At 37.0% G+C, this 24,350-nt stretch carries 20 protein-coding genes; 14 read left to right on the top strand and 6 right to left on the bottom strand.

All coding sequences use genetic code 11. From position 1 onward, the window contains the following. Nucleotides 1–36: 36 nt before the first annotated feature. Nucleotides 37–438, bottom strand: coding sequence for a PUR family DNA/RNA-binding protein (locus ABD000_RS01780; protein WP_343763039.1), 402 nt, complete (start codon nucleotides 436–438; stop codon nucleotides 37–39). A gap of 73 nt (nucleotides 439–511) precedes the next feature. Continuing rightward, nucleotides 512–2,269 carry an ABC transporter ATP-binding protein gene (locus tag ABD000_RS01775; protein ID WP_343763033.1) on the bottom strand — a complete coding sequence of 586 codons (1,758 nt, stop codon included), beginning with the start codon at nucleotides 2,267–2,269 and terminating at the stop codon, nucleotides 512–514. Between the two features lie 108 nt (nucleotides 2,270–2,377). Between ABD000_RS01775 and ABD000_RS01770 the strand changes: the two genes are divergently transcribed. The 5 genes from ABD000_RS01770 to ABD000_RS01750 all read left to right on the top strand — a co-directional run bounded on the left by ABD000_RS01770 (nucleotide 2,378) and on the right by ABD000_RS01750 (nucleotide 6,724). Continuing rightward, on the top strand, nucleotides 2,378–3,475 hold the full coding sequence (locus ABD000_RS01770) for a Leu/Phe/Val dehydrogenase (RefSeq protein WP_343763030.1): 1,098 nt from the start codon (nucleotides 2,378–2,380) through the stop codon (nucleotides 3,473–3,475). A gap of 69 nt (nucleotides 3,476–3,544) precedes the next feature. Continuing rightward, nucleotides 3,545–4,489, top strand: a complete 945-nt coding sequence (locus ABD000_RS01765) for a transcription antitermination protein NusB (protein WP_343763023.1) — start codon at nucleotides 3,545–3,547, stop codon at nucleotides 4,487–4,489. 47 nt (nucleotides 4,490–4,536) lie between these two features. Then, nucleotides 4,537–5,031, top strand: a complete 495-nt coding sequence (locus ABD000_RS01760) for a DUF1573 domain-containing protein (protein WP_343763020.1) — start codon at nucleotides 4,537–4,539, stop codon at nucleotides 5,029–5,031. Then, the gene (gene yajC, locus ABD000_RS01755) at nucleotides 5,031–5,324 is read left to right on the top strand and encodes a preprotein translocase subunit YajC (RefSeq protein WP_343763017.1); all 294 of its coding nucleotides are present in this window, start codon (nucleotides 5,031–5,033) and stop codon (nucleotides 5,322–5,324) included. Before ABD000_RS01760 ends, yajC begins: the two co-directional genes overlap by 1 nt. Before the next feature lie 113 nt (nucleotides 5,325–5,437). Then, a complete protein-coding gene (locus ABD000_RS01750) occupies nucleotides 5,438–6,724 on the top strand; it encodes an O-antigen translocase (RefSeq protein ID WP_343763014.1) in 1,287 nt (428 codons plus the stop codon). A gap of 105 nt (nucleotides 6,725–6,829) precedes the next feature. On the opposite strand, the gene ABD000_RS01745 is transcribed toward ABD000_RS01750, so the two are convergent. Further along, on the bottom strand, nucleotides 6,830–7,972 hold the full coding sequence (locus ABD000_RS01745) for a glycosyltransferase family 4 protein (protein WP_343763012.1): 1,143 nt from the start codon (nucleotides 7,970–7,972) through the stop codon (nucleotides 6,830–6,832). Between the two features lie 18 nt (nucleotides 7,973–7,990). On the opposite strand from ABD000_RS01745, the gene ABD000_RS01740 reads away from it, so the two are divergent. Both ABD000_RS01740 and ABD000_RS01735 read left to right on the top strand, forming a co-directional pair. Then, on the top strand, nucleotides 7,991–8,818 hold the full coding sequence (locus tag ABD000_RS01740; RefSeq protein WP_343763009.1) for a glycosyltransferase family 2 protein: 828 nt from the start codon (nucleotides 7,991–7,993) through the stop codon (nucleotides 8,816–8,818). Further along, nucleotides 8,815–9,225 (top strand): sugar 3,4-ketoisomerase, encoded by a 411-nt coding sequence (locus tag ABD000_RS01735; RefSeq protein WP_343763006.1) that lies wholly within the window; start codon nucleotides 8,815–8,817, stop codon nucleotides 9,223–9,225. The genes ABD000_RS01740 and ABD000_RS01735 overlap by 4 nt, the downstream gene beginning before the upstream one ends. Here the strand turns inward: ABD000_RS01735 and ABD000_RS01730 are convergent. After that, a complete protein-coding gene (locus tag ABD000_RS01730) occupies nucleotides 9,211–10,152 on the bottom strand; it encodes a glycosyltransferase family 2 protein (RefSeq protein WP_343763003.1) in 942 nt (313 codons plus the stop codon). The two genes, ABD000_RS01735 and ABD000_RS01730, sit on opposite strands and share 15 nt — an antisense overlap. Beyond that, nucleotides 10,145–11,035 (bottom strand): glycosyltransferase family 2 protein, encoded by an 891-nt coding sequence (locus ABD000_RS01725; RefSeq protein WP_343763000.1) that lies wholly within the window; start codon nucleotides 11,033–11,035, stop codon nucleotides 10,145–10,147. The genes ABD000_RS01730 and ABD000_RS01725 overlap by 8 nt, the downstream gene beginning before the upstream one ends. A 60-nt stretch (nucleotides 11,036–11,095) precedes the next feature. Between ABD000_RS01725 and ABD000_RS01720 the strand changes: the two genes are divergently transcribed. From ABD000_RS01720 to ABD000_RS01705, 4 genes are all read left to right on the top strand, one after another. Further along, on the top strand, nucleotides 11,096–11,929 hold the full coding sequence (locus tag ABD000_RS01720; RefSeq protein WP_343762997.1) for a 2OG-Fe(II) oxygenase: 834 nt from the start codon (nucleotides 11,096–11,098) through the stop codon (nucleotides 11,927–11,929). A gap of 2 nt (nucleotides 11,930–11,931) precedes the next feature. Next, entirely contained in the window at nucleotides 11,932–12,735 is an 804-nt protein-coding gene (locus ABD000_RS01715) for a methyltransferase domain-containing protein (RefSeq protein ID WP_343762994.1), read from the top strand. Between the two features lie 233 nt (nucleotides 12,736–12,968). After that, nucleotides 12,969–13,856 (top strand): hypothetical protein, encoded by an 888-nt coding sequence (locus ABD000_RS01710; RefSeq protein WP_343762991.1) that lies wholly within the window; start codon nucleotides 12,969–12,971, stop codon nucleotides 13,854–13,856. A 3-nt stretch (nucleotides 13,857–13,859) separates the two neighbouring features. Beyond that, a complete protein-coding gene (locus ABD000_RS01705; protein WP_343762988.1) occupies nucleotides 13,860–15,914 on the top strand; it encodes a S8 family serine peptidase in 2,055 nt (684 codons plus the stop codon). A gap of 49 nt (nucleotides 15,915–15,963) precedes the next feature. Here ABD000_RS01705 and ABD000_RS01700 read toward each other — a convergent pair whose 3' ends face one another. Next, a complete protein-coding gene (locus tag ABD000_RS01700) occupies nucleotides 15,964–16,647 on the bottom strand; it encodes a cell division ATP-binding protein FtsE (RefSeq protein WP_343762985.1) in 684 nt (227 codons plus the stop codon). A gap of 350 nt (nucleotides 16,648–16,997) precedes the next feature. Between ABD000_RS01700 and ABD000_RS01695 the strand changes: the two genes are divergently transcribed. From ABD000_RS01695 to ABD000_RS01685, 3 genes are all read left to right on the top strand, one after another. Further along, the gene (locus ABD000_RS01695) at nucleotides 16,998–20,009 is read left to right on the top strand and encodes a tetratricopeptide repeat protein (protein WP_343762981.1); all 3,012 of its coding nucleotides are present in this window, start codon (nucleotides 16,998–17,000) and stop codon (nucleotides 20,007–20,009) included. Nucleotides 20,010–20,497: 488 nt separating this feature from the next. Continuing rightward, entirely contained in the window at nucleotides 20,498–22,192 is a 1,695-nt protein-coding gene (locus ABD000_RS01690; protein WP_343762978.1) for a hypothetical protein, read from the top strand. Nucleotides 22,193–22,687: 495 nt separating this feature from the next. Beyond that, the gene (locus ABD000_RS01685) at nucleotides 22,688–24,310 is read left to right on the top strand and encodes an amidohydrolase (protein WP_343762975.1); all 1,623 of its coding nucleotides are present in this window, start codon (nucleotides 22,688–22,690) and stop codon (nucleotides 24,308–24,310) included. The last annotated feature ends 40 nt before the right edge of the window (nucleotides 24,311–24,350 follow it).

Here is a 24,350-nt window from a genome sequence, read left to right as displayed (position 1 = left end):
AAAAGGGGATTTCAATTTGTATTAAATCAGACTGTTTTAGATGTCGTCAAAATCTACATCAGTAAAACGACTTTGAGCAGGCTCAGTATCGTTTGAAGCTGCTGTTTGGGCTACGGGAACTTCGGCTTCGTCAGCAGGTTTTTTAAAGTCTCTTTGGTGACGATCACTAATGACTTCCTGTCCCTTTTGATCTACAATGAATCCAGTGACTTCATCTAAGATTTCTTTAAAGCCATCAAAGTCTTCTTTATAAAGGTAAATTTTATGTTTTTTGTAGAAATAAGAACCATCGTCATTGGTGAATTTCTTACTTTCAGTAATGGTTAAATAGTAATCATCCGCTTTAGTAGAGCGTACATCAAAAAAATAGGTTCTTCTACCTGCTCGTAAAACTTTTGAAAAAATTTCTTCATTATCCTTCATGTCATGCTCACTCATACTAAATGTTTTTCTTATTAATTGTTAGTTTCAAGTCAAAAATCATAAAAAAATTAACATACACCAAAAAAAATCAACTTTCTTTTTCACTTAGTTGTTTTTCATAAAGTTCCCTATAATATCCGTGCTTGGTAATAAGTTGATCGTGAGACCCTTGCTGAATAATTTCCCCATCTTCTAAAACAATAATTTTATCAGCATTTTTTACTGAAGATATACGATGACTAACAATAAGCGTCGTTTTTTTATGGCTTATTTGGTAAAGGTTAGATAGAATCTCTTCTTCTGTTTCAGTATCGACAGCAGAGAGACAATCGTCAAATAAGAGAATTTGTGGGTCCTTGATGATGGCTCTGGCAATTGAAACGCGCTGTTTTTGTCCGCCAGATAACGTGATGCCGCGTTCTCCTAATACGGTTTCATATCTCTTTGAAAAATTGATGATATTGTCGTGCACTGCAGCTTTTTTAGCAGCAACGATGATTTCGTCATCTGTGGCATCTTCTTTACCAAATTTGATGTTATTTTTAATTGAGTCACTAAAGAGAAAAGCATCCTGCGGGACGTACCCGGTAGCATTGCGTAGTGACGTTAAGTTAAGTGAAGTGATCGGTTGATCATCAATAGTAATTCGGCCTTTTTCAACATCATACAAACGACCGATAAGTTCTAAAACGGTAGATTTTCCAGACCCTGTTTTCCCAATAATCGCGAGAGTTTCTCCTTGATCAACTTCAAAGCTAACTCCTTTTAAAGCGGTAATGTTAGTGTCTTCGTAAGTAAATGAGACATTGTCAAAAATAATTTTTCCAGTCACTGGTGTCTCTTCCGACGTATGATTTTTAATTTGTGGTTCTTGGTTTAAAAATTCATTGATACGCTTTTGAGAAGCTTCGGCTCTTTGAACAATTGAAGTAACCCATCCTACAGTAGCAACAGGCCAGGTAAGCATGCCTACATACAACATAAACTCAATGATGGTTCCAATACTTTCAATTTCACCTTGTATAAATCTTCTTCCGCCTATATAAATCACTAACGTACTACTTACACCAATTAATAAGATCATTAATGGGAAAAAGAATGCTTGAACCTTAACAAGTTCAATATTTTTTTCTTTACTGCTGTTTGCAAGGTCAGTGAAATTTTTATTGGTATTCTGTTCCAGTCTATAAGATTTAATCACAGCAATTCCACTAAAACTCTCTTGAGTAAAAGTGTTGAGTTGAGATAAATACTCTTGAACAATTGTACTACGCTTATGAATTGCTTTGCTGAGCTTGTAAATCGCAAAAGAAAGAAACGGCAATGGCGCTACGACATAGAGTGTTAAGATTGGAGCCTGAGAGATCATGTAACCTATTACAACAATAAATAGCGTTAATGTAGTAACGCTATACATTAACGCGGGACCAGCGTACATTCTTACCTGAGAAACATCTTCACTGATGCGATTCATTAAATCGCCTGTTCGATTTTTCTTATAAAAATTCAACGAAAGGTTTTGATATTGCTGGTAGACCTCATTTTTTAAGTCGTATTCAATACGTCTTGAAACTACAATAAATGTTTGACGCATCAAAAAAGTAAAAAATGCCGCTAGTAGTGTAGTTCCAATAATAAGTAAGATGTTTATTAAAAGTTCTTCCTTTATCTGGCTTAGGTTAGAAACCTCATCACTTATATACCGTTCAATTATATCTGTTGAGTCACCAATAAGTCGGGGAGTATATAGTGCAAATATTCTCGCAGCAATGGTAATAAGAAGACCTAAAAGCAGTCGCCCTCTATATTTGATAAAATATTTGTTAATATGTTGAAGTTCTTTCATTCCTTAAGGCTAAATCTCTTAAAATTTTAAAAATTATTCAACATTAACAAGTCGGGATAATTAGTGATAAGAATTATAGCTAATTTTGCAATTCAAAAATATTTAAGCATGACTGCAGACGTCTTAAACGCGAGTGAATTAAAAAAAGCTGATCCTGTATTTGGTCAACTTTCTTTTGATGATCATGAACAAATTGTATTCTGTCAAGACAAAGATACAGGTTTAAAAGCAATCATTGGTATTCATGATACAACTTTAGGTCCAGCGCTGGGAGGTACTAGGATGTGGTCATATCAAAGTGAATGGGAAGCTGTTAATGATGTGTTACGCCTTTCAAGAGGGATGACATTTAAAAGCGCCGTAGCAGGATTGAATTTAGGGGGAGGGAAAGCCGTTATTATAGGTAATGCAGCCACTCAAAAATCCCCAGAACTCCTCACAAAATTTGGAGAATTCGTTCATTCCCTTAGTGGAAGATATATCACAGCAGAGGATGTTGGGATGAAGACAGAGGATATGGATCTCATTAGAGAGGTCACTCCTTACGTTACAGGAATTTCTGAAGATAAAGGTGGAGCCGGTAATCCATCGCCTATAACAGCTTATGGCGTATTTATGGGGATGAAGGCAGCAGCACATTTTAAATTTGGTGATGATAATCTGGAGGGTAAGAAAGTGTTAGTTCAAGGCATAGGCCACGTAGGAGAGGTGCTTGTAGAACATATAAGCAATGAAGGTGGAATCGTGTATATCTCTGACATCAATCAAGATCGCTTGGAAGAGATTTCACAAAAATACGGTGCGACCATCTATGATGGAGGTGATATTTATAGCGCTGATGTAGATATTTATGCTCCCTGCGCATTAGGAGCTACAGTGAATGATTTAACGATTGATAAAATTAAGGCCAAAGTAATTGCCGGTGCCGCTAACAATCAATTAGCTGATGAAATCATACATGGCGAAAAGTTAATGCAACGCGGTATTGTTTATGCACCAGATTTTCTTATCAATGCAGGAGGCATTATTAATGTGTATGCAGAGTTAGAAGGTTACGATAAAAAAGAAATCATTCGAAAAACAGAAAACATCTACAATACAACGCTTCAAATTTTAGCAACCGCTCAAGAAACTGGAGTGACTACCCATGAAGCAGCGCTTAAAATAGCAAGAGACAAAATTGCTGCTAGAAAATTAGGTGAGTAGTACAATATAATTTTATTTTTGCATGGCGAAGAATTTCTTCGCCATTTTTAATTCAATACGTTCTTTATCATGCTTACAAGAAGACATATTCGCGTTAAGGTCATGCAATCCATGTACGCCATGGAAAAGTCTGGAAATGATAATTATAAGACCGAAGAAAAATTTCTTTTAAAAAGCATGCATGAGATGTATGATCTTTTTCTAATGCAACTTTCGCTTTTTGTAGAGTTGAAAGAAAAAGAAGAGGATTATCTTGAAAAGTTAAGCCAAAAGCATTTAGCTACAGCTGAAGATAAAGATCCCAACCGAAAATTTGCTAATAACGCTTTATTGTCTTTGCTGTCAAATAGCAAAACACTCAAAAAAACCATTGAATCCAGAAAGCTTAACTTTTGGTCTCAAAATGAAGAATATATCAGTATTGTTTGGAATGCTGTAAGAATTAGTTCACATTTTGAAGCCTATACGTCTTCTAAAGACACCTCTCTGGCCGAAGATCGTAATTTCATCATTTCTATATTTAAAGAGGTAATTGCTCCAAATGAAAAGTTATATGAATTTATCGAAGATTACAAACTTACCTGGATAGATGATCTCCCAATTGTAAATACGGTCATTCTTAAATTTCTTCAAAATGTAAAGCTTAGCGGTGCTAACGAAATAGCAATCCCGACCTTATTCAAAAATGAAGATGATAAAGAATTCGCGCTAACACTATTTGAGCAAGCACTTTTTAATAGTGAAGAATACGAAAATGAAATCGAAGGCAAAACACCTAATTGGGATAAAGAACGTATTGCTCATCTTGATGCCATTTTGATTAAATTAGCAATTTGTGAGTTACTTACATTCTCCTCTATACCGGTAAAAGTTACCATCAACGAATACTTAGAAATCGCTAAAGAATACAGCACCCCTAAGAGCAGTATTTTTATTAATGGTGTAATCGATAAATTGTCCAAGGAATTTTCAAAAAAAGGGAAGTTAAATAAAATAGGGCGCGGACTTCAATAAAGCAGATTTTTATTATTTTTGCAATTCATTAAAATGTCTAAACTATTATGAAGAAAGGATTTTTAGCATTACTAGCTGTTGTCACAATAGGTTTCACAGCTTGTAAAGAAAATGCTGCCGAAAAGGTAAAAGCAGAAAATGTAGAAGTCGCAGCAGAGCGTGATGCTCAAAAGGGTAATTTTCCTGAAGTTACATTTGAAGAAACAGAATTTGACTTTGGTAACATTCAAAAAAACGAAGTTGTAGAGCACACCTTTAAATTTACCAATACAGGTAATGCGCCATTGATTATTACTAACGCAAGAAGTAGCTGTGGATGTACCGTCCCTGTGATAGAAAAAAACAAGCCCATTGCTCCCGGCGCAACCAGTGAGATGGTAGTGAAGTACAATGGTTCAGGAAAAAACCAAATTGTGAAAACCGTAACCATTACGGCAAATACTGAAAAAGGACGCGAAACTGTAAAAATTAAAGCTTTTGTAGAAGTTCCTGAAGGGGAAGCTGTAACTCCAGCTATAACGTCTAAAGCTGCCACCAAGTAATGGATCAAATAGGAAGTTTTGCACCAATCATTTTGATGTTTGTGGTGATGTATTTTTTTATCATCAGACCTCAAATGAACAGGCAAAAGAAGGAAAAACAATTTTCGTCGGCACTAAAAAAGGGTGATCGGGTGATTACAAAAAGTGGTCTTCATGGTAAGATCATTGATTTTAGTGAAAAACTGGATGCAGTTGTTTTAGAAACAGGGGCAGGAAAGATTACGTTCGATCGTTCTGCAATTTCGTTAGAAATGAGCAAAAAATTACAACCCTCCACTACCGATAAGAAATAAGCGATTTTATAATCTTTATAAAGACCCTTTGCTAAACTTAGCAAAGGGTTTTTCTTTTATAATAACTCGAGATCAAAAAAACATATCTTTGAGCATATCCATCTTCAAGAACATTGAATAGAATTTTACAGCGCATACGATCCAATGTACTTCTTAAAGTTACTTCGGTTAATTCGTTAAGTGTAGGGATTAAGATTATAACAGGATTCGTTGTTTCTAAAGCACTCGCCATTTACGTACGTCCCGAGGGTATGGCACTCATTGGAAATCTTAGGGACTTAATAACCATGATCCAGTCCTTTTCATTATTAGGGATTAAAAATGGCGTTATAAAGTATGTTGCAGAATATAAGAAAAAGCCAATAGAGCTGCGTGAAGTGCTCTCTACTTCAATTATTATTGGGATTAGTTCTTCATTATTGTTAAGTGTTGGTATTGTACTTAGCGCTGGTTTTTTAAGCGATTATTTATTTTCATCACAAGCGTATAAAACAGCCATACGAGTGTTAGGCATTTGTATTCCCGGTTATGCCGCAGTACTACTTCTACTGGACATTATCAATGGCTTTAGCGATGTCAAACGGTTTGTACTCATTAATATATTAGGTAATCTCTTTGGATTTGCGCTTACCTTCTATTTAATTGTAGCGTTTCAATTGCAGGGAGCGATTTATGGATTGATTTTATCGCCAATTCTTTTACTTATCGTGACTGCCATTTTATTTAAACAGGGTAGAGCATTGAATCAAGTTTCTATTCTTCACGCTTCAATGAAAATGATAAAGAATCTGGGCTCTTACAGCCTTATGGCTTTATTATCTTCACTTGTGCTACCCTTTATCTATATCGCTATTCGTACGATGATTATAGATCGTATAGGGCAGGATGCAGCAGGATATTGGACCAGCATGAATAGGTTGGCATCCTACTATTTTATGTTTATTAGTAGTTTATTGACCTTACATGTGTTGCCCAAGCTTTCAGGTATTCATACCGCAAGAGAATTTAGAAGAGAAATTTTTCATTTCTATAAAACCATATTGCCATTTGTAGCGATCGGGATGGTGCTAATTTATATCACTCGTGATTTCATCGTTCAATTGGTATTTACCCAAGAATTTTTACCTATGACTACATTATTTAAATGGCAATTGGCGGGAGACTTTCTCAAAATCATGGGGATAGTGGTAGCCCATCAATTTCTAGCCAAAAATATGTTGAAGCACTTTATCGTCACTGAGATCTTATCTATCACAGTTTTGGGTATTAGTTCTTATGTGCTTGTGTCCTTATATGGTGTTGAAGGCGCTACCATGGCACATGCGTTTACTTATGCCATTTATCTCATAGTGATATGGAGTATTTTTAGAAAGCAACTGTTCTTTTCATTAAAAACGTAAAGAGAGAAGAGTTTTTCTTCTTAAGAAGGGAGTATCGTAATATTGCAATATTACGATGATATCAATAGAAAAGAAGCTTCGGGTGGTTTGTATTCTACAGTAGGTTTATTTTTGATGCGATAGATAAAGTTGTTCAAATTGACTTGCAACGGTAATATAGTGATGATGCTCTTCAATAAATTTTCGGGCATTCTGACCAATTTGAGTGATTGACTCAGGGTGTTCGATTAAATCAGATAATTTAGTGACTAGATAATCTACATTTGGGAGACTATTGATTGCTACGGTCTCCTTTAATGCATAATGTTCAACAAATTCTTTTTCGGCACCCGTAAAAACCACCTTACCCTGCGCCATGGCTTCTAAGGCGTTGAATCCTTGGTCATAAGCGTAAACATTATCGAGCAGAATATGTGCATTTCGGTAAATTTGAATGTATTCATCATACGGAATACTTTCTGTAATCGTGACCGAAACTTTTTCGGGATATTTATCCTGAATAATTTTCAAGGCTTTTACAAAAAAATGAATTCCCTTTTTTACGGCAGACATTCGGTTAATCCCCAAGAATAGTTCAATTTTTCCGCTTTGATAATACGAAGGTGTAAAGCGATCTATATTGATGGGATTTGGAATAAAATGGGTCTTAGGATGATGTTGCAACGGAATGAGATAATCAAGGTCAGAAGGAATCAATGCTAATGCTTGTTCTTCCACAAAAGTGTAAAAATTTAGATAATCCTCTTTAGTATAGGCTAAGGTAAAAGCATACTGCTTTGTGCTGACTTCCTGATTTCTTAGCGGTTCCAATAAATCGTACGTGAATTTTTGATCCAGATAGTATTGAACTATAGGAGTTTCTTCTCCACAAACCGAAAGAAAAAAAGTAGCATTATGTTTTTTTAAAGCTAAAATAAATCTCCTCTGAAGCCATAAATGTGTGCCTATTGCATTAGAATTGATCAATTGAACCACATCAAAGCCTTTCAATTTTTTTAACTGAAGCCCAAATCTAATCCCACGTTCAGTTTTACCCAGATCAATCCCAGTGACCCGGAAGAGTAGGTTCTTGAATTTTCGAATCACCCAGAAGCGTTCAACTAAAGTAGCCTTGAAATTTAGATCTACAGGATAATTCTTAAAATTATCTCCCGTAGCAATGATGGTAACCTCATGCCCTAAGTGGTGTAGCCCTTCTTTAAGAGAATTATGCAGTCGACTGTATTCGCCTACGAGTAAAATCTTCAAATGATTACCTTTGACTTAATGAAAAACGAAGGTAGCAATAAATCCTTGAGCTTAGAAATCCTGATTGCCACGATGAATCGAGATTCGCTGGATTTTCTGGATGATATGTTTCCGCATCATTCATTAGATCAGCTCAACCTGCTTATCGTTAATCAAACTACCCCAGAGATTCATCTTACTTCTAGTCGTGACAATATCAGGGTGATCAACTCTTTGGAAAAAGGACTATCCAAAAGCCGAAACCTTGCGTTAATACATGCTAAAGGGGATGTGGTTTTATTTGCAGATGATGATCTAAGCTATGTTAAAGACTTTAAAACGATCGTACTGGAGTCGTATAAAAATAACCCTAAAACTGCCTTTGTTACTTTTAAACATAAGACCTTTAAAGGAGAGTTCATAAAAACATATCCAACTCACAATAGGAAACATACATTAACAACCATAGAATCAATAAGTTCTAGAGAAATATCCTGTAGATTAGATCGAATCAAAAAGCAAGATTTACTATTTAATGAATATTTTGGTTTAGGAAGCACTTTTGAGACGGGAGAAGAATATCTATTCGTTTGTAATTTAGTACAAAAGGGTTATCAGGGATATTTTTGTAACAAGGTAATTGTACTACATCCCGCACATAGCTCAGGGATGGAAATGGGATCAGATCGAGTGGTTTATGGAAAGTCTGCGCTTAAATATTTGAGGTACAAAGATTGGACGTACTTTTGGATATTGAAGTATGTATTTTTTTTAGTTCGCAATAAGTATATTAAGGTGAATGAGTTTAGACCAAAATTAACTATTGGAATGAAAGGAATAAAAGACGTCAAAAACATAACCTCATGAAAGATACCACTATAGACGATATATCACTTATTTCCATACCTAAAATAAAAGAGGTGCGCGGTAATTTAGGAGTGATTGAAGGTGACGTGATTCCATTTGAGATCAAGCGAGTGTATTATTTGTATGATGTTCCCAGCGATGCTCAGCGGGGTGGTCATGCACATAAAGAGTTATACCAGTTTTTGATTCCGCTAAGCGGAAGCTTCGATATTAAATTACATGATGGTATTAATAAAAAAACAATTCATTTGAACAAACCCGATAAAGGCTTACTATTAGTTCCCGGTATTTGGCGAGAAATGGATAACTTTTCTTCGGGAGCTGTTTGTTTGGTCCTGGCTAGTCAAAAGTTTAATGAAGCGGATTATATTCGTGATTTTAAAACGTTTAAATCATTTAAACGATGAAAATCGCCATCCCTGGCGATCAAGAAATTCCTTAGTGCGTTTTGATATTTTGAGTAACGAAAGCGGTAATCTCAATAAAAAACGTTGTTTTCTTGTTAGATTCTTTGGGTCTATTTGTTTTTGTATCGCTTTTGCCTGCGCGTACTGATGATTTAGTCTGCCTAAAATCACCAATGAAAAACGATTTAAATCCATAAACTTTTTAAGGGCTGGATTTCGTTCTTCTTCTTGTTTAAATTTAGACGCAATTAATTTATCCTTGAGCGTATTGGTAGTATTAAAGAGGCTGTTTTCAATAAAACGAATCCGTGCTCCTATTTTTTGGTCAAATATGATTGATGTTTGTAGTCCTATTCTTATCCACAGATCGGTATCCTGGCCACTTTTAATCCCTTCATCATATCCACCTAATTGGAGTAAGAAATCCTTTTGAATCACTGTACTACTACTCGTAAGGATAGTATTTTGGTAGCTGGATTCAAAATAATTTAGCGTAAGTAGACGATCTTGAGAAGGGGGAAAAGAATAGGAATACTTAAAGATTTTTTCGTCTTTAATTTTCTCAGCAGCCATAGCGAATACTGGATTATTTGGATATTTCGAAATGGCCAGATGGATCTCCTCCAAGAAAAAAGGTTTATAGAGATCATCTCCATCCAACAGCGCGATATAATTCCCTTTGGCATAATATACTCCAACATTTCTTGATGCCCCTGCACCTAGATTTGTCTCATTATAAATGGGAGTTATCGCATCAGTTTGATATGACTTAATAATATTCCTACTGTTATCTGTTGAATAATCATCTACGATAATTAATTCAAAATCAGTAAAGGTTTGGTCCAATACACTTTGAATGGTTTCTTTGATATAGTCTTCTTTATTATATACCGTAATAACAACAGAAAAAAACGGAGACTTATCCATGTTGCTTTAGTTGAGCATAGTGATACAATTTAAGAACATCCAGTTTAACTACATTGGCGTTTTGTATAACCCCTACTTCAAAACTTTTTTTTAATGCTTTCATAATCATCATAAAAGGAACAATCATGCCGGTTCTTATTAGCTTAAGATAGGTACGTTGCACCGGTCTAAAATTGTTAGGTAGCAGGTGTTCTTTTTCTGCGAGAATAGTAGTTTCAATGGATGCTAAGGATTTTTTAAAGAATACGTCGTTTTGTTCAAGTCCCAAATGAATTACCGGATTATCAATATGAATGACCTTAGCTTTTTTCTGCTTAAGCTGAAAAGAAAAAACATTATCCATTCCGTATGCCGTAGAATCTAATACACCAGAGAGTTCTAAAAAGAGTGATTTTTTAATCAGAAAGCCCATGGATATGATAGATTGATACGGATCATTTTTTCTGGTCTGAAGCTGTTGCACTTCTTTTTTTATTCCGTACTTCCATCGCAGTAATTCCTCATCTTTAGGAGGCGTTTGATGATACGCTACTCCGCCATATACAAGATCTACATTAGGTGTAATAGCTTGAAGGTAATTCTTCAAGAAATCATTATTTCCTGGCATTACATCGGCATCTAAAAACAGGAGATAATCAGCTGTGCTTAATTGGGCAAGATATGTACGTGTTTTTGTTCTGCCAAGATTTTCTTCCAGTTGGATATACTTTATGCGAAGTTTTTCTGCAGTTTTTCTATTAGCTTGTCTGATCTCAAGGTTAGTTGAAGCATCATCTGCTATGATGAACTCACAGGCTATATGCTTGGACACGATTTGGCGCTGTAGTTCAGTAACGAGTTCTGTGATCTGTTTGTTGTATACCGGAATCAAAATTGAAATCATGCCACCAAATATCGGCTAAAATAGAACAAAATAGTATCTTGCTTACTCAGTGTGTATTCTATGTCCTATAAGAGAGAAGATATTGCAACGTTTATTCTTGAAAAACTAAAACAACATCGCGAAGTTCTTGAAAAGCAATTTTTAGAGTCTGGTGAACAGATTGGTTTTTTCTACGTAGACGATCTACTCCCAGCTGAATTGGTGCGTGAAATTTATACGAAATTTCCCGATCCCGGTATGCTTACGTTAAAGAAGAGTATTCGAGAATTTAAACACGTTACGGCTCAGATGGATCAGTATCATCCATTGCTGGAAGAAACCTTATATGCATTTCAAGATAAACGTATTGTAGATGCGATAAGTGAGATCTGTCATATTAATCAATTAGAGCCGGATCATCAATTGTATGCCGGTGGAATCTCTATGATGAGTAAAGATCATTTTTTAAATCCACACTTAGATAATTCGCACGATAAAGAACGTAACCGATGGCGGGTATTAAATTTGCTGTATTATGTTACACAAGACTGGGAAGAAAGCTATGGTGGTAACTTAGAAGTCTGGCCACAGGGCGTGGAAGAAGCTCCAATAACAATCGTCTCAAAATTTAATCGACTGGCCGTAATGGCAACACATCAGGACTCATGGCATTCTGTAAGCCGAGTTAGTGTTGATAAAACCAGGTGCTGTATCTCAAATTACTATTTTTCCAATGATCCATTAAGGGAAAGTGATCGCTTTCACGTGACTAGTTTTAGAGGTCGACCTGGCGAAAAGTTTAAAGATGCTATTTTAACCCTAGATGCCAAAGCAAGAATGTTGGTGCGTAAATTCTTTAAAAAGGGCATTGTAGAGAATAAGCATGTGTATAAGAAAGATGATTTCAATAATTAAATATGATTAGTAGAGGGAACATTTCATCATTTATCAGAAACTTAGGAATGCTGGAATTTGCAGATCGAACACGTTTTGAGTTAGAAAAATTGCGTTATGATAAGGAAAATAGACGGTTTAAAGAAGAAAATCCGCACATCCCCTTACCGCCTGATTACTTAATGTATGAATCGTTTGGCATGTCCTACCGATCCTATTTTATGAGTGGACGTGAGAATGCAAAATTTCTAAAGCATCATTTTTCAAAATTTATTGATTTGAATAATAAAAATATCCTGGATTGGGGCTGTGGACCTGCTCGAATTATTCGGCATATGCCAAAGATCGTAAATAATGGTTGTTCGTTTTATGGAACCGACTATAATGAAAAATCAATCGCATGGAATAAAAAGAATATTGATGATGTCGAATTTAACCTAAATACCTTAGCAGCAAAGCTGCCCTATGAGAACGGTTCAATGGATATTATATACGGCTTATCCATTTTCACTCATTTATCTGAAGAAATGCACTTCGAATGGCTTTATGAACTAAAAAGAATTTTACGGCCGGGCGGTATTCTTTTGATCTCTGTACAAGGAGATAATTTTCTCAATAAGCTCACAATGAAAGAGAAAAAGATTTATCAAAATGGAGAACTTGTTGTGAGGGGGAACGTAAAAGAAGGACATCGCACATACTCCGCATTTCAGCCTAAAACATTTATGCGCGAAATGTTTGAGGGTCTAGAAATATTACAACATCATATTAGACCTATTCAAGGGGGTTGGATTCCTCAAGATATTTGGATTGTTAGGAAAAATTAATTTTTCCTTTGCACCACCTCAAATACGCTCCGCCATTCACAATCTAAAGTTTTAAAGCACTGTGCAACATTACAATAACTATGATATTTTTAATATCTGTTAATATTTTATGTTAATAAAATATTAGTTTAACGTTACTAAAACATTATGAATATGGATTTCGGGTCTTTTTGACGATAAAAAATGTATATTATAGGGAAATCTAAATCAAACAACTTATAAAAACTATTAACATGAAAAATTTTCATCTACTTTTTATGCTCATGTGCTTTATGAGCACATCTGCTCAGCTATCGCAAAATAATACATTTCCGAATAATGGAAATGTAGGAATTGGTACTTTATCTCCTAATTTTAAGCTTGATGTTCGAGGTGATATTTTTTCACAGGAACTTCAAATAGATCCGGTGATAACAAATGGTTGGTTCATTAAATTTGGACCATTGACCAGTGGTCAACAGGGTAATCGATTATTTAACTTTGGATTGTCAAGTGAATCCTCAAGTTTTGCTTATAGGGACAAAAATGACATAGTAAGATATACCTACACAGCAACCACAGATTCTGACAATACATATATATACCTAAAAGACAAAAATAATCTAGAATTTTTTAAGTTGTCCAATACAAATTCTGAAGCATTTATTCACATGCCAAAAAGCAACTCTAAAATTGTAATTGGAGGATTTGGAGATTATCTAGATAATGAGGGTCATAAGTTTATCGTTAAAAGTGGAAGTGCAAAAATTGAAGGTAATATACTAACTAATGCTAATTTAGGTATAGGTACAGATTCATTTATCGATGGCTCTGACACGTATCGATTGTCTGTTGAAGGTAAAGTAAGAGCTCACGGAGTAAAAGTATATACCACATGGGCTGATTTTGTATTTGAAGAAGATTATAACCTACCATCTTTACAATCCGTTGAGGCTTTTATTAAGGAACATGGCCATCTAGAGAACATCCCAAGTGCCAAAGAAGTAGAGATTAGCGGTATAGAACTTGGTGAAATGAACAAATTACTATTGCAAAAAATTGAGGAGTTAACTTTATACTTAATACAACAAGACAAAGAAATAACACGATTAAAAACTGAAATGAAAACCCTCAAGCATTAGACCATGAAAAATTTATTTATAATATTTTTTGTGATGTATTGCTCTTTGAGTTTTTCGCAAAAAATATACAAATACTATATATACACATCTGATTACAATTCTGTTCCAGAATTTGTTAAAGAAAACGGGTTCTATTATTATGATGGTGCTAATTCGAGAGAAAAAGGCTTTTATGATCAATTCACTATTTTAGAATTTGATCAAGCATTTCCAAATGTTCCACATCAACATATAGCGAATGTTTTATATGTGGAGACACTTGATGGCGGCTTCATAAAGGATTTGATAAAAAATTACCCTTCCATTTATTTAAAATTCGATGATCTTACAGAAGAAGAAATTGAATATTTAAGCTTTTATCCTAATGATTATGGAACAACGAGTCCAATCCCAAATCAGGGAGCAGCGGTAGATCGACGAGAATTGGATTATATGGGTGTACCGGAAGCTTGGGACATTACAACAGGAAATTCAAACATTAAAATAGGTATTTCTGATAGACCAGTAAATGACGTTGATGCAGATTTCTTAGGAAAAGTAAGTTTTACAAATGGCTACAGCTATGATCCAAACAATAATGGCATAATTTACGGTCATGGAACTGGTGTAGCGGCATTAGCAATTGCTCAAGGAAATAATGCTCATGGATCGGTGGGAATTTGCTATGATTGTGATGTCGTATCCGGGCCGAGTGGATATTCTAAATTATACGAAATGGCTCAATTGGGTGCTAAAGTCATAAATATGAGCTGGGGTACACAAAGTAATGATCCTACACAATATTATTCTCAAGTAAGGCAGGATTTAATTAATTCAATTACTGATGACTTTGGCGTTGTATTCGTTGCAGCAGCTGGTAATCAAACATCTTTTTCATCGCCTGAGAGTTATCATTCCACAGGACCACCAGGCGACACCACAGACGATGCTGATCCAGATCATCCTTTTGGTACACTTTATTATTATCCTGCAATGTATGACAATGTTATTTCTGTAAGTAGTGTATACAAAAAATATCCCGGATTAAATCCAGAAAATTTTTGTTGTACTAACCCGCAGGGGATAATGATATGGTTAAGACCAGAGGATTCTGCATCGTCAAGTGTTAATGGAAATGACATAAATAACCCAATAGCCTTAACACATAGTGGTTATTTCACTGATCAAGGAGATCCGTATCCAACGAACACTAATGGTCTACTCTACATGCTCACACTCAATGAAGGTGTCGATTTATTAGCACCAGGTCAAGAAATTCTTGATTATTTCGCATTAATATCAGGAAATGAAGGTGGAATTTATAACGGAGGAACTTCATTTTCCGCTCCGTTTGTTGCTGGTACTATTGGATTAATGTTATCAGTAGATGATTGTTTAAATCCGAATGAAGTAGAAAGTATTCTAAAACTATCTTCGAAAGATATTGAGCATGCAAGCTTTCATTTTAATACACCTTTTTATGGAAAAATTGGAACTGGTAAATTAGAAGTAGGAAAATCTGTACTACTAACAGATGAACTCAATAGAGCCGATGGACAAGCACTTGTAGAAGATCATATTTTTTACAGATATGATTTCTCTTTAAACAAGATAATGAATAATTTGACCTTGAACAATGTAGCATTTATAGAGGATGCTAGTGTTTCATTTACATCAAAAAATAGTATTTACTTAGGTGAAGGAACCATTCTTTCTCCCAACTCAACGACCGAAATAGTTTTAAACATTGATGAAAATATAACAAATACATGTATACCTACGTCATCAAAAATAACCTTAAATGAAAAAGTAGATTCGAAACAAGTCTTAGCAGACTTCAAACTTTTTCCAACAATAGTAAAAAGTGAACTTAAAGTAGAGAAAAGACGAAAGGTAGGGGCTAAAATAAATTCTATAATTATCTATAATGTTTTTGGAGCTAAAGTTTATAGAAAAGATAATTTGGATGATTATGACGTAACAGTCAAATCTCTAAATCTTTCTAAAGGTATTTACATACTAAATGCACTTAATGAAAATAGTGATGTTATCTTCCAAGAAAAATTTTTGAAAGAATAATTTTTTATAGATAGATCTAGTTAAAGGGAATACGCGAGTATTCCCTTTTCTAATTCTTCCGTTGCACCACCTCAAACACGCGTTGCCCGTCACACTTTAAGGTTTTTGAAGGATATTTAAGCAGTAAGGCATAATCATGGGTGGCCATCAAAATAGTATTCCCATTTTTATTGATGTCCTGCAAGACTTCCATGACTTCAACTGAGGTTTGTGGATCGAGATTCCCCGTAGGTTCATCGGCTAAAATAAGTTCAGGATCATTTAGTAATGCCCGGGCAATCGCAACACGTTGCTGCTCCCCACCACTCAGTTGATAGGGGAATTTAAATCCTTTGGTTTTCATGCCTACTTTATCCAGCACCTCTTCAATTTTACTGTCCATGGCTTTTTTGTCCTTCCAGCCGGTGGCTTTTAAAACAAATCTTAGATTATCTTGAATCGTACGATCATTCAACAGTTTAAAGTCCTGAAAAACGATACCTAGCTTTCTACGTAGCTGCGGAATCTGTTTTTCTTTCAGCTTTCGTAAATCAAAATCAACGATGGAACCTTCGCCTTCGGTCAACGGAATATCACCATAAAGCGTCTTCATAAAGCTACTCTTTCCGGTTCCGGTTTTTCCGATAAGGTATACAAAATCGCCACGGTCGACATTGACATCCACTTCAGACAGGATTAAGCTATCCCTCTGGTAAATAGCAGCATTTTTAAGGCTTAAGATGGTTTGCGACACATTTTTGATTTTAGGTAATACGTACTAATCAGATCATCCAAACACTTACCTTCCCTTTGGGAAGGTCGGAATTTTGAAAAAATTCCGGGATGGGATAGGGGTTAAAGATAATCGAATAAGCATAAACTCAAAAACGCAAAATCCGTATAAAAGTTTTACCCTCCTAAAAATTTCAACGGGTACTAATTCACCTTCCCTTTGGGAAGGTTGGAATTTCGTAGAAATTCCGGGATGGGCTAAAAATTCCGGGATGAGACGGGATGGGTTTAAAATTTCGGGATGGACCAAAACAATGAAAAAATAAATCACACGTTAATCAGTATAATTCATCCTTCAATCAAAATCCTACTATGCCCACACGAATTGGATTATTTTTCATTTTTGCCATTTGTCTAGCTAACACGCTTCCGGCGCAGCAAAGTGCTACCTATAAAAGCGAACTTGCTCTCTTACACCAAGCTAAAGAGCTATATGATAATGGACAGTATGAAGCTGCCCGACAGCAATTCAATGATTTAAACCAAGTTCAAACTTCTTCCGCTACAAAAGAAACTGTGGCGTACTACCTGGCTAGTATTGCGATTCGTCAAAATCAACCTTCCGCAGAAAAACAAATGCAAGCTTTTATTGAAGCATATCCTGCCGGAGTTTATAAAAATGAAGCCATCAATTCCACCGCGAACTATTATTTTACGTATGGTAAATACCCTCAGGCAGGTCGATGGTACGAACGGGTAGACGTGAATAGTCTGGATAAGACTAAGCGCGCCGAATATAATTTTAACAATGGCTATATCGCCTACCGATCCAATGACAATGAGTCCGCTGAGGAATTCTTCAACAAAGTGCCTCAAAACAGTCCTAAGTACGATCAGACCAATTATTATAAAGGCTATATCGCCTATGAAAATAAGGACTACGATAAAGCGAACCGAATTTTTGAACAGGTCAAGCAAGCACCCACTCAAACCGATTCTAACGTAGCCTATGCTCAAAGCGACATGAATTTTAAGCAGGGGAATTTTGAAGAAGCCATTAGATTAGGCAAGCAACAATTAGCCACGGCGAATCCAAAAGAAGCCTCGCAACTCAACAAAATTATAGGGGAAAGTTATTTTAATTTGGGTCAGTATGAAGAGGCTATTCCCTATTTATCTGCGTATAAGGGATATCGCGGTAAATGGACCAATACCGACTATTACCTACTGGGCTATGCATATTACAAAGGAGGAGAGCTTAGCAGCGCAATTTCAGAATTCAATAAAATTGTTGGTGGCGAAGATGAGGTTGCTCAAAATGCCTATTACCATTTAGCCGAAGCTTATCTGCAAGACAATAAAAAGAAAGAAGCGCTCAATGCCTTCAAAAATGCTTCAGAAATGGATTTTTCTGCTCAAATTAAAGAGGATGCTTTTTACAACTACGCCAAACTAAGTTATGAGATTGGCAACAGCTATACCAGTCCGCCACAGGTGATTTCAGCCTTTCTTTCCACCTATCCAAATCATCCTAAGACGGAAGAACTCAAAGCTCTTTTGATCGATTCGTACATCACCTCAAAAAATTATGAAGCCGCACTGGATCTCTTAGCGCAAAGCACTGCGCAAGAGGATAAAAAAATCTACCAGGAGGTCGCCTTCTTACAAGGATTAGAAGAATATACCAACGAGAATTATGCAGACGCTATCATTAGTTTTGATAAGGCCATCGCCCAACCTGTGGATAAGGTGATACGCTTGCGCTCTTTATATTGGAAAGGTCAAAGCGAGTACGAATTACAACGATACCAGGATGCCCTGCTAACCCTAAAAGAGCTGGATGAGGATTCAGATGCGCCCAAAATTTCCGAATATGACCTGATCAAGTATGACTTAGGATATACCTATTTTAACCTAAAGCAATACGCCCAATCTGCTCCCTATTTTAAGGCGTTCGCCGAAAATGATCCACAAAACACTAAAAAGGCCGATGCATTGACCCGCCTGGGAGATGCCTACTTTGTGACCAGCAGCTATTGGCCTGCGATCGAAGCCTACAATCAAGCCGTTAACGCAAGGGGACCCGAAAGAGATTACGCGGCATTTCAAAAAGCGCTGAGCTATGGTTTTATTAACCGGGCCAGCTCTAAAATTGATGAACTCAATGCTTTTTTATCGGGCTACCCCTCTTCGCCCTATCAGGATGAGGCGCTCTACGAATTAGGCAATACCTATGTCGCTCAAAATAATAATGCTAAAGCTTTATTGAGTTACGATCAATTGATTAGTGATTATCCGCGGAGTGAATATAAAGCCAAGGCCTTACTCAAGCAAGGATTGATTTATTACAACACGGATCAATCCAATGAAGCCCTGCAAAAATTTAAACGTGTTGCCGCAGATTTTCCGAGTACTTCAGAGGCTTCGCAGGCGGTTCAAACTGCCCGACTCATTTATATTGATTTGGGAAAAACAGATCAGTACGCCCGTTGGGTCAAAACACTGGATTATGTGGATGCCAAAGATGCCGATATTGAAAACACGGTATACGCTTCCGCGGAAAAAAAGTACCAAGAGAACAATACGAACGAAGCCGTGAGAGGATTTGATAATTACCTCAAACAATTCCCGAATGGTATTTATGCGCTAAAAAGTCATTTTTACCTGGGACAAGTATTAGTCCGTGATGGGAATGACGCCAGAGCGATTCCGCATTTCACCTATGTACTTAGCAAAGAGCAGAATGAATTTACAGAACCCGCTTTGGCGATACTATCAGAAGTGTATCTGGAGCAGAAAAAATACGCTGAAGCTATTCCGCTTCTCAAACGCTTAGAAACCGAAGCATCAAATGCGGCCAATACAGAATTTGCTGTGACAAACCTTATGAAGGCTTATTTAGAAACCGGAGCAATCGACCAGGCAAGCTCCTATGCCAAAAATGTAGTAAAGAATAACCCCACTACGCGTGTAAAACAAGATGCTCAGGTAATTTTGGCACGTTCTGCCATGCAACAAGGTGATTTGAATATGGCACAACAATATTATGCTGAAGTCGCAACGTTTGCAAAAGGCAGACTGGCGGCGGAGGCCTTATATTATAAGGCGTATTTTCAATATAAGGAAGGTAAATTTAAAGCCTCAAATACCACCGCTCAGCAGTTAGCGGCAGATTATTCATCATATAAGGAGTTCGCGGCAAAAGGGTTGGTGGTTATGGCAAAGAATTACGATGCGCTTGGCGATGCCTTTCAAGCCACCTATATTTTAGAATCGGTAATTAAAAATTTTTCAACGTTTCCTGATATTGTTCAAAATGCATGGCAGGAGCTCAATCGTATCAAAGCTAAAGAAGCTAAAACCAATGCTTCCATTAAAGAGTAAAATCCCTTGGACAAGGGGGAACTCATGAAACAGCAGGGATTTTCGTTAATCAAAGAATCTCAATCACATCAATCACAACACCAATGAATATAATTTCAGCCTTATTAAAAAAAGCACACTACAATTTTCCCTTTAAAATTCCCCCTTTGAAGGTACATGCTGAGCCAAGTCGAAGCAGGGCCAGGGGGATGTTCTCTTTGAAGAGTCTGTCCCCAAATGTATTAGCGAGGGTGAGGCTTTTTGAGAAAAGTGTGCTTAACCCAGCGAGAATTATTCCCCCTTTGAAGGGGGTTAGGGGGATGTTACACGACCTTCGGAATATTGAAATATTCTCAAACCAATTTCATAAAAAGACAACAGAACAATTTTCAAGCGCAACGAAAATTATTCTCCTTTTGAAGGGGGCAAGGGATATATTCTTTTTCGAGAGCTTTTCTCCAAAAATAATGGTAAGGCTGAGGGGTATATATCTTTTTGTTTTATTTCTAATGAGTTGCTTTTCTGTCATCGCCCAAGAAAAAGAAAAACCCATCGAATCTGAAACTGTGGTGATCGTAAAACCTTATTCGCCCACTGCAAAAGCCTCTAGAAAAATTAAGAGTGAGCCTCAATTACAGGATTCGGCAGTAGTACAAAAACGTAAGTTGAACTATAGCATTAACTCAGTCCCGGTCGCATCTACTTTTTCACCCATACAAGGTCAAGCCAATCCATTAAAAAAAGAACGTAGACCTTCAGTGTACAACAGTTATATCAAAGGAGGTTTTGGGAATTACCTCAATGTGTTGGGAGAATTGTATACCAGCATTGAACTGGATAAGCAAAGCAATCTTGTGGGTAATGTACAGCACTTTTCTTCTCAGGGAGGGATTGATGATATCGTGCTGGATAACGATTTTTCAACGACTGCGTTGGACTTAAATTACCTTAAAAAAACCAAGAATTTTGAATGGAAGATTAATCTTCTTGGTGATAGAAATGCCTTGAACTGGTACGGTGCACCAGATGGATTTCAAGAAGAATCACTTAATGATGGATTGGATTTCAAACAAATTTATTCTGGTGCAGGGGTGGGTGCTAGCGTCTCCTTTTATGAAAGTGCGTTTAAGAGCATGGAGTTGAGTTTTGTACGGTTTTGGGATGAGTACAACTCCACAGAAAATCGCTTTCAGCTTTCCCCACGGCTACTCTTTGATATAGGTGAGGAGCAATTTGAGGTCACCGCAGCATTGGATTATCTTGGCGGAGAATTCACGCAGAATTTTGATAACGAAATTGATTTAGAGTACCATAACCTCATTGCAGGGGTTACGCCTGTATTCAAATTTGGATCAGAACATTTTGGGATCGATATCGGCGGCACGGTGACCACTTGGTATGACATTGAGAATGACGAAACAGAGCTTTTTGTATATCCTAAGCTCTATGCCGCTTACGCAGTTGAGGGTGACGTGATCATTCCATTTATAGGTGCAGATGGCGGACTAGAACAAAACACCTACCGTAACTTTGTATCAGGAAATCCATTTGTTTCTCCTACGTTATTTATTGCACCCACCAATACGCTATATCACGTTTTTGGCGGAATCAAAGGTAATATTGCATCCAATGTGACCTATCAACTACAAGCGGGATACAAAGACCAGGAGAATGCTGCTTTTTTTGCACGCAATCGGCCCTTTCAATTAATTAGCGCTATTGATGAGCCGTATCAGTATGACAACAGTTTTGAGGTGCTATATGATGATATGCAGACCATCCAAGTGTCGGGAAATGTATCGGCAGAAATTAATGAGGATTTTGACCTTTCTTTTTATGCTTCTTACGCTAATTACGAAACAGAAAACCTCCCCGAAGTCTATAACCTCCCTGCAGTAGAAGCATCTTTTGTGGGAACCTATGATTTCACCAAGCAATTAAGTCTTGGCGCAGAAGTCTTTTTTGTAGGAGAGCGTAAAGCGGCAACCTATTCCTTCCCGGCAGATGCTCCTATCTTAGGGTCAACCACCTTGGATGCTTTTGTAGATTTTAATATCAACGCAACCTATCAGATTACGAATCAATTTTCAGTCTTTTTGAATGGAAACAATCTGTTGGGAAGCTACGATCGCTGGATTAATTACCCAACCCAAGGGATTCAAGTTATGGGCGGGCTTTCGTATCAGTTTAATTTAGGGAAATAATAAAGTATTGATTTACATACCTGCGTTCTTGTGTCGCCGAAGCATTGGCTTAAATGTATGGCAAGCATCTCTTATCATGAAGACTCCTGCCTTGGTAGGAGTGACAATCTATTACAAAAATACCATCTATTTGTCATACCTGCGTTCTGGTGTCGCCAAAGCTTCTCGGCCTTCGCAGCTATGCTACTATGGCGAAGTAGGCTAGCGTAGTAGTAAGGCAGGTATCTCCTTCCAGAAATACATTCGCCTATGATTGGATGATCACGCAACCTAAGTCTCTAATGTTGGATTAATCAAACCTATAAGGTTGGTAAAACCTTACAGGTTAAATACGATTATTTTCGAGTTAAGTGGGTATTAGGTTTGATCATTATTCCCCTCATATTTCAATTAATTTAAAATACCTTCAAACTATTCAAAACCTGTACAGATAAAAGTACCCCCCTTTGGGGGTTAGGGGGATAAAATACTATCTTCGTCTCAAAACAACATCATATGCGTAATTATTCCCTTCTTCTCGTCGTATTGCTTTGTTTCGCTTGCGCGGAAGAGAAAGAAACCGTTGATCTTTTAATCATCAATGCTAACATCTACACCGTTAATCAAAATTTTGATACTGCCGAGGCCATGGCCATTTCTGATGGAAAAATAATCGCTACAGGCACAACAAAAGATATTCAAGAAAAGTACACCTCTCTTAAGGTCATCAATACTAAAGGAATGACCATTTTTCCAGGCCTTATCGATGCGCATTGTCACTTTTACAATTTAGGCGTGCAACAACAAGCAGTTGATCTGGTAGGAACCAAAAGCTTTGATGAGGTGGTGCAACGCATCGTAGATTTTCAAAAAAAGAAAAACGTTGAATTTATTACCGGAAGAGGTTGGGATCAAAACGATTGGCAAGAGAAGAGCTTCCCGGTTAAAGATACCCTTGATCAGCTTTTTCCTAATACACCCCTCGCCATTACGCGCATCGATGGACACGCCATGTTAGTGAATCAAAAGGCGCTGGATATGGCCAAGATTACGACAGCAACTACATTTACAGGGGGAGATATTGAGCAAAAGAATGGAAAACTCACCGGGATCATTGTGGATAAACCTATGGGATTGATAAGAAACGTCATACCGGCATTGTCTAAAGAGCAATCCATTGCAGCACTCCTGGATGCTCAGGAGATTTGCACCAACTATGGTTTGACCACAGTAGATGATGCGGGATTATCGCGTGATGTCGTAGCACTCATTGATAGCTTACAACAAAACGGTGCGCTTAAAACCCGTATGTATGCGATGATGAGCAACACTCCTACAAATTTGGATTATTACCTGGATAAAGGCATCATAAAAACAGATCGGCTTAATATCAGGTCGTTTAAAGCCTATGCAGATGGCGCATTAGGATCACGCGGAGCGGTATTGAAAGAACCCTATAGTGATAAAGAAAATCATTTTGGCGCCATGGTGATTGGCGTAAATGAGTTTAAAGATCAGGCAAAGCGTATTGCCGCGTCCCAGTATCAATTAAATACGCATGCGATTGGGGATTCTGCCAATGCTGTGGTATTGCGTACCTATGCTAAACTATTGGATAATACGAAAGATCGAAGATGGCGCGTGGAGCATGCACAGATTGTAGCTGAAGAAGATTTTAAGTATTACAATGAAAACATCATTACGTCGATTCAACCCACGCACGCCACAAGTGATATGTACTGGGCAGAGAATCGTGTGGGTAAAGAACGCATGCCTGGTGCCTATGCGTATCAGCGATTATTAAAACAATCTGGCAGAGTTGCCTTGGGGACAGATTTTCCGGTGGAGCAGGTGAGTCCGTTTCTAACCTTTTATGCTGCAGTTGCACGTAAAGACTTAGAAGACTATCCCAAAGAGGGTTTTCAAATGCAGGATGCGCTAAGCCGAGAAGACGCCTTGCGTGGTATGACCATTTGGGCGGCATACAGCAACTTTGAAGAAGATGAAAAGGGGAGTTTAGAACCCGGTAAATTTGCAGACTTCATCGTATTGGATCAAGATATTATGAAGGTAGATATTAAACAAGTTCCAAAAACAAAAGTCTTACACACCTTTATCAATGGTGAACAGCTAAAATAACATTGATTTAGTAAGCGTCTTTAGGTGAATTTCTTTAGGA

This window comes from Gangjinia marincola (assembly GCF_039523415.1).
Taxonomy (GTDB): Bacteria; Bacteroidota; Bacteroidia; order Flavobacteriales; family Flavobacteriaceae; genus Gangjinia; species Gangjinia marincola.
The sequence above is the reverse complement of the archived record's forward strand: the minus strand, read 5'-3'. Positions and strand labels throughout refer to the sequence as shown.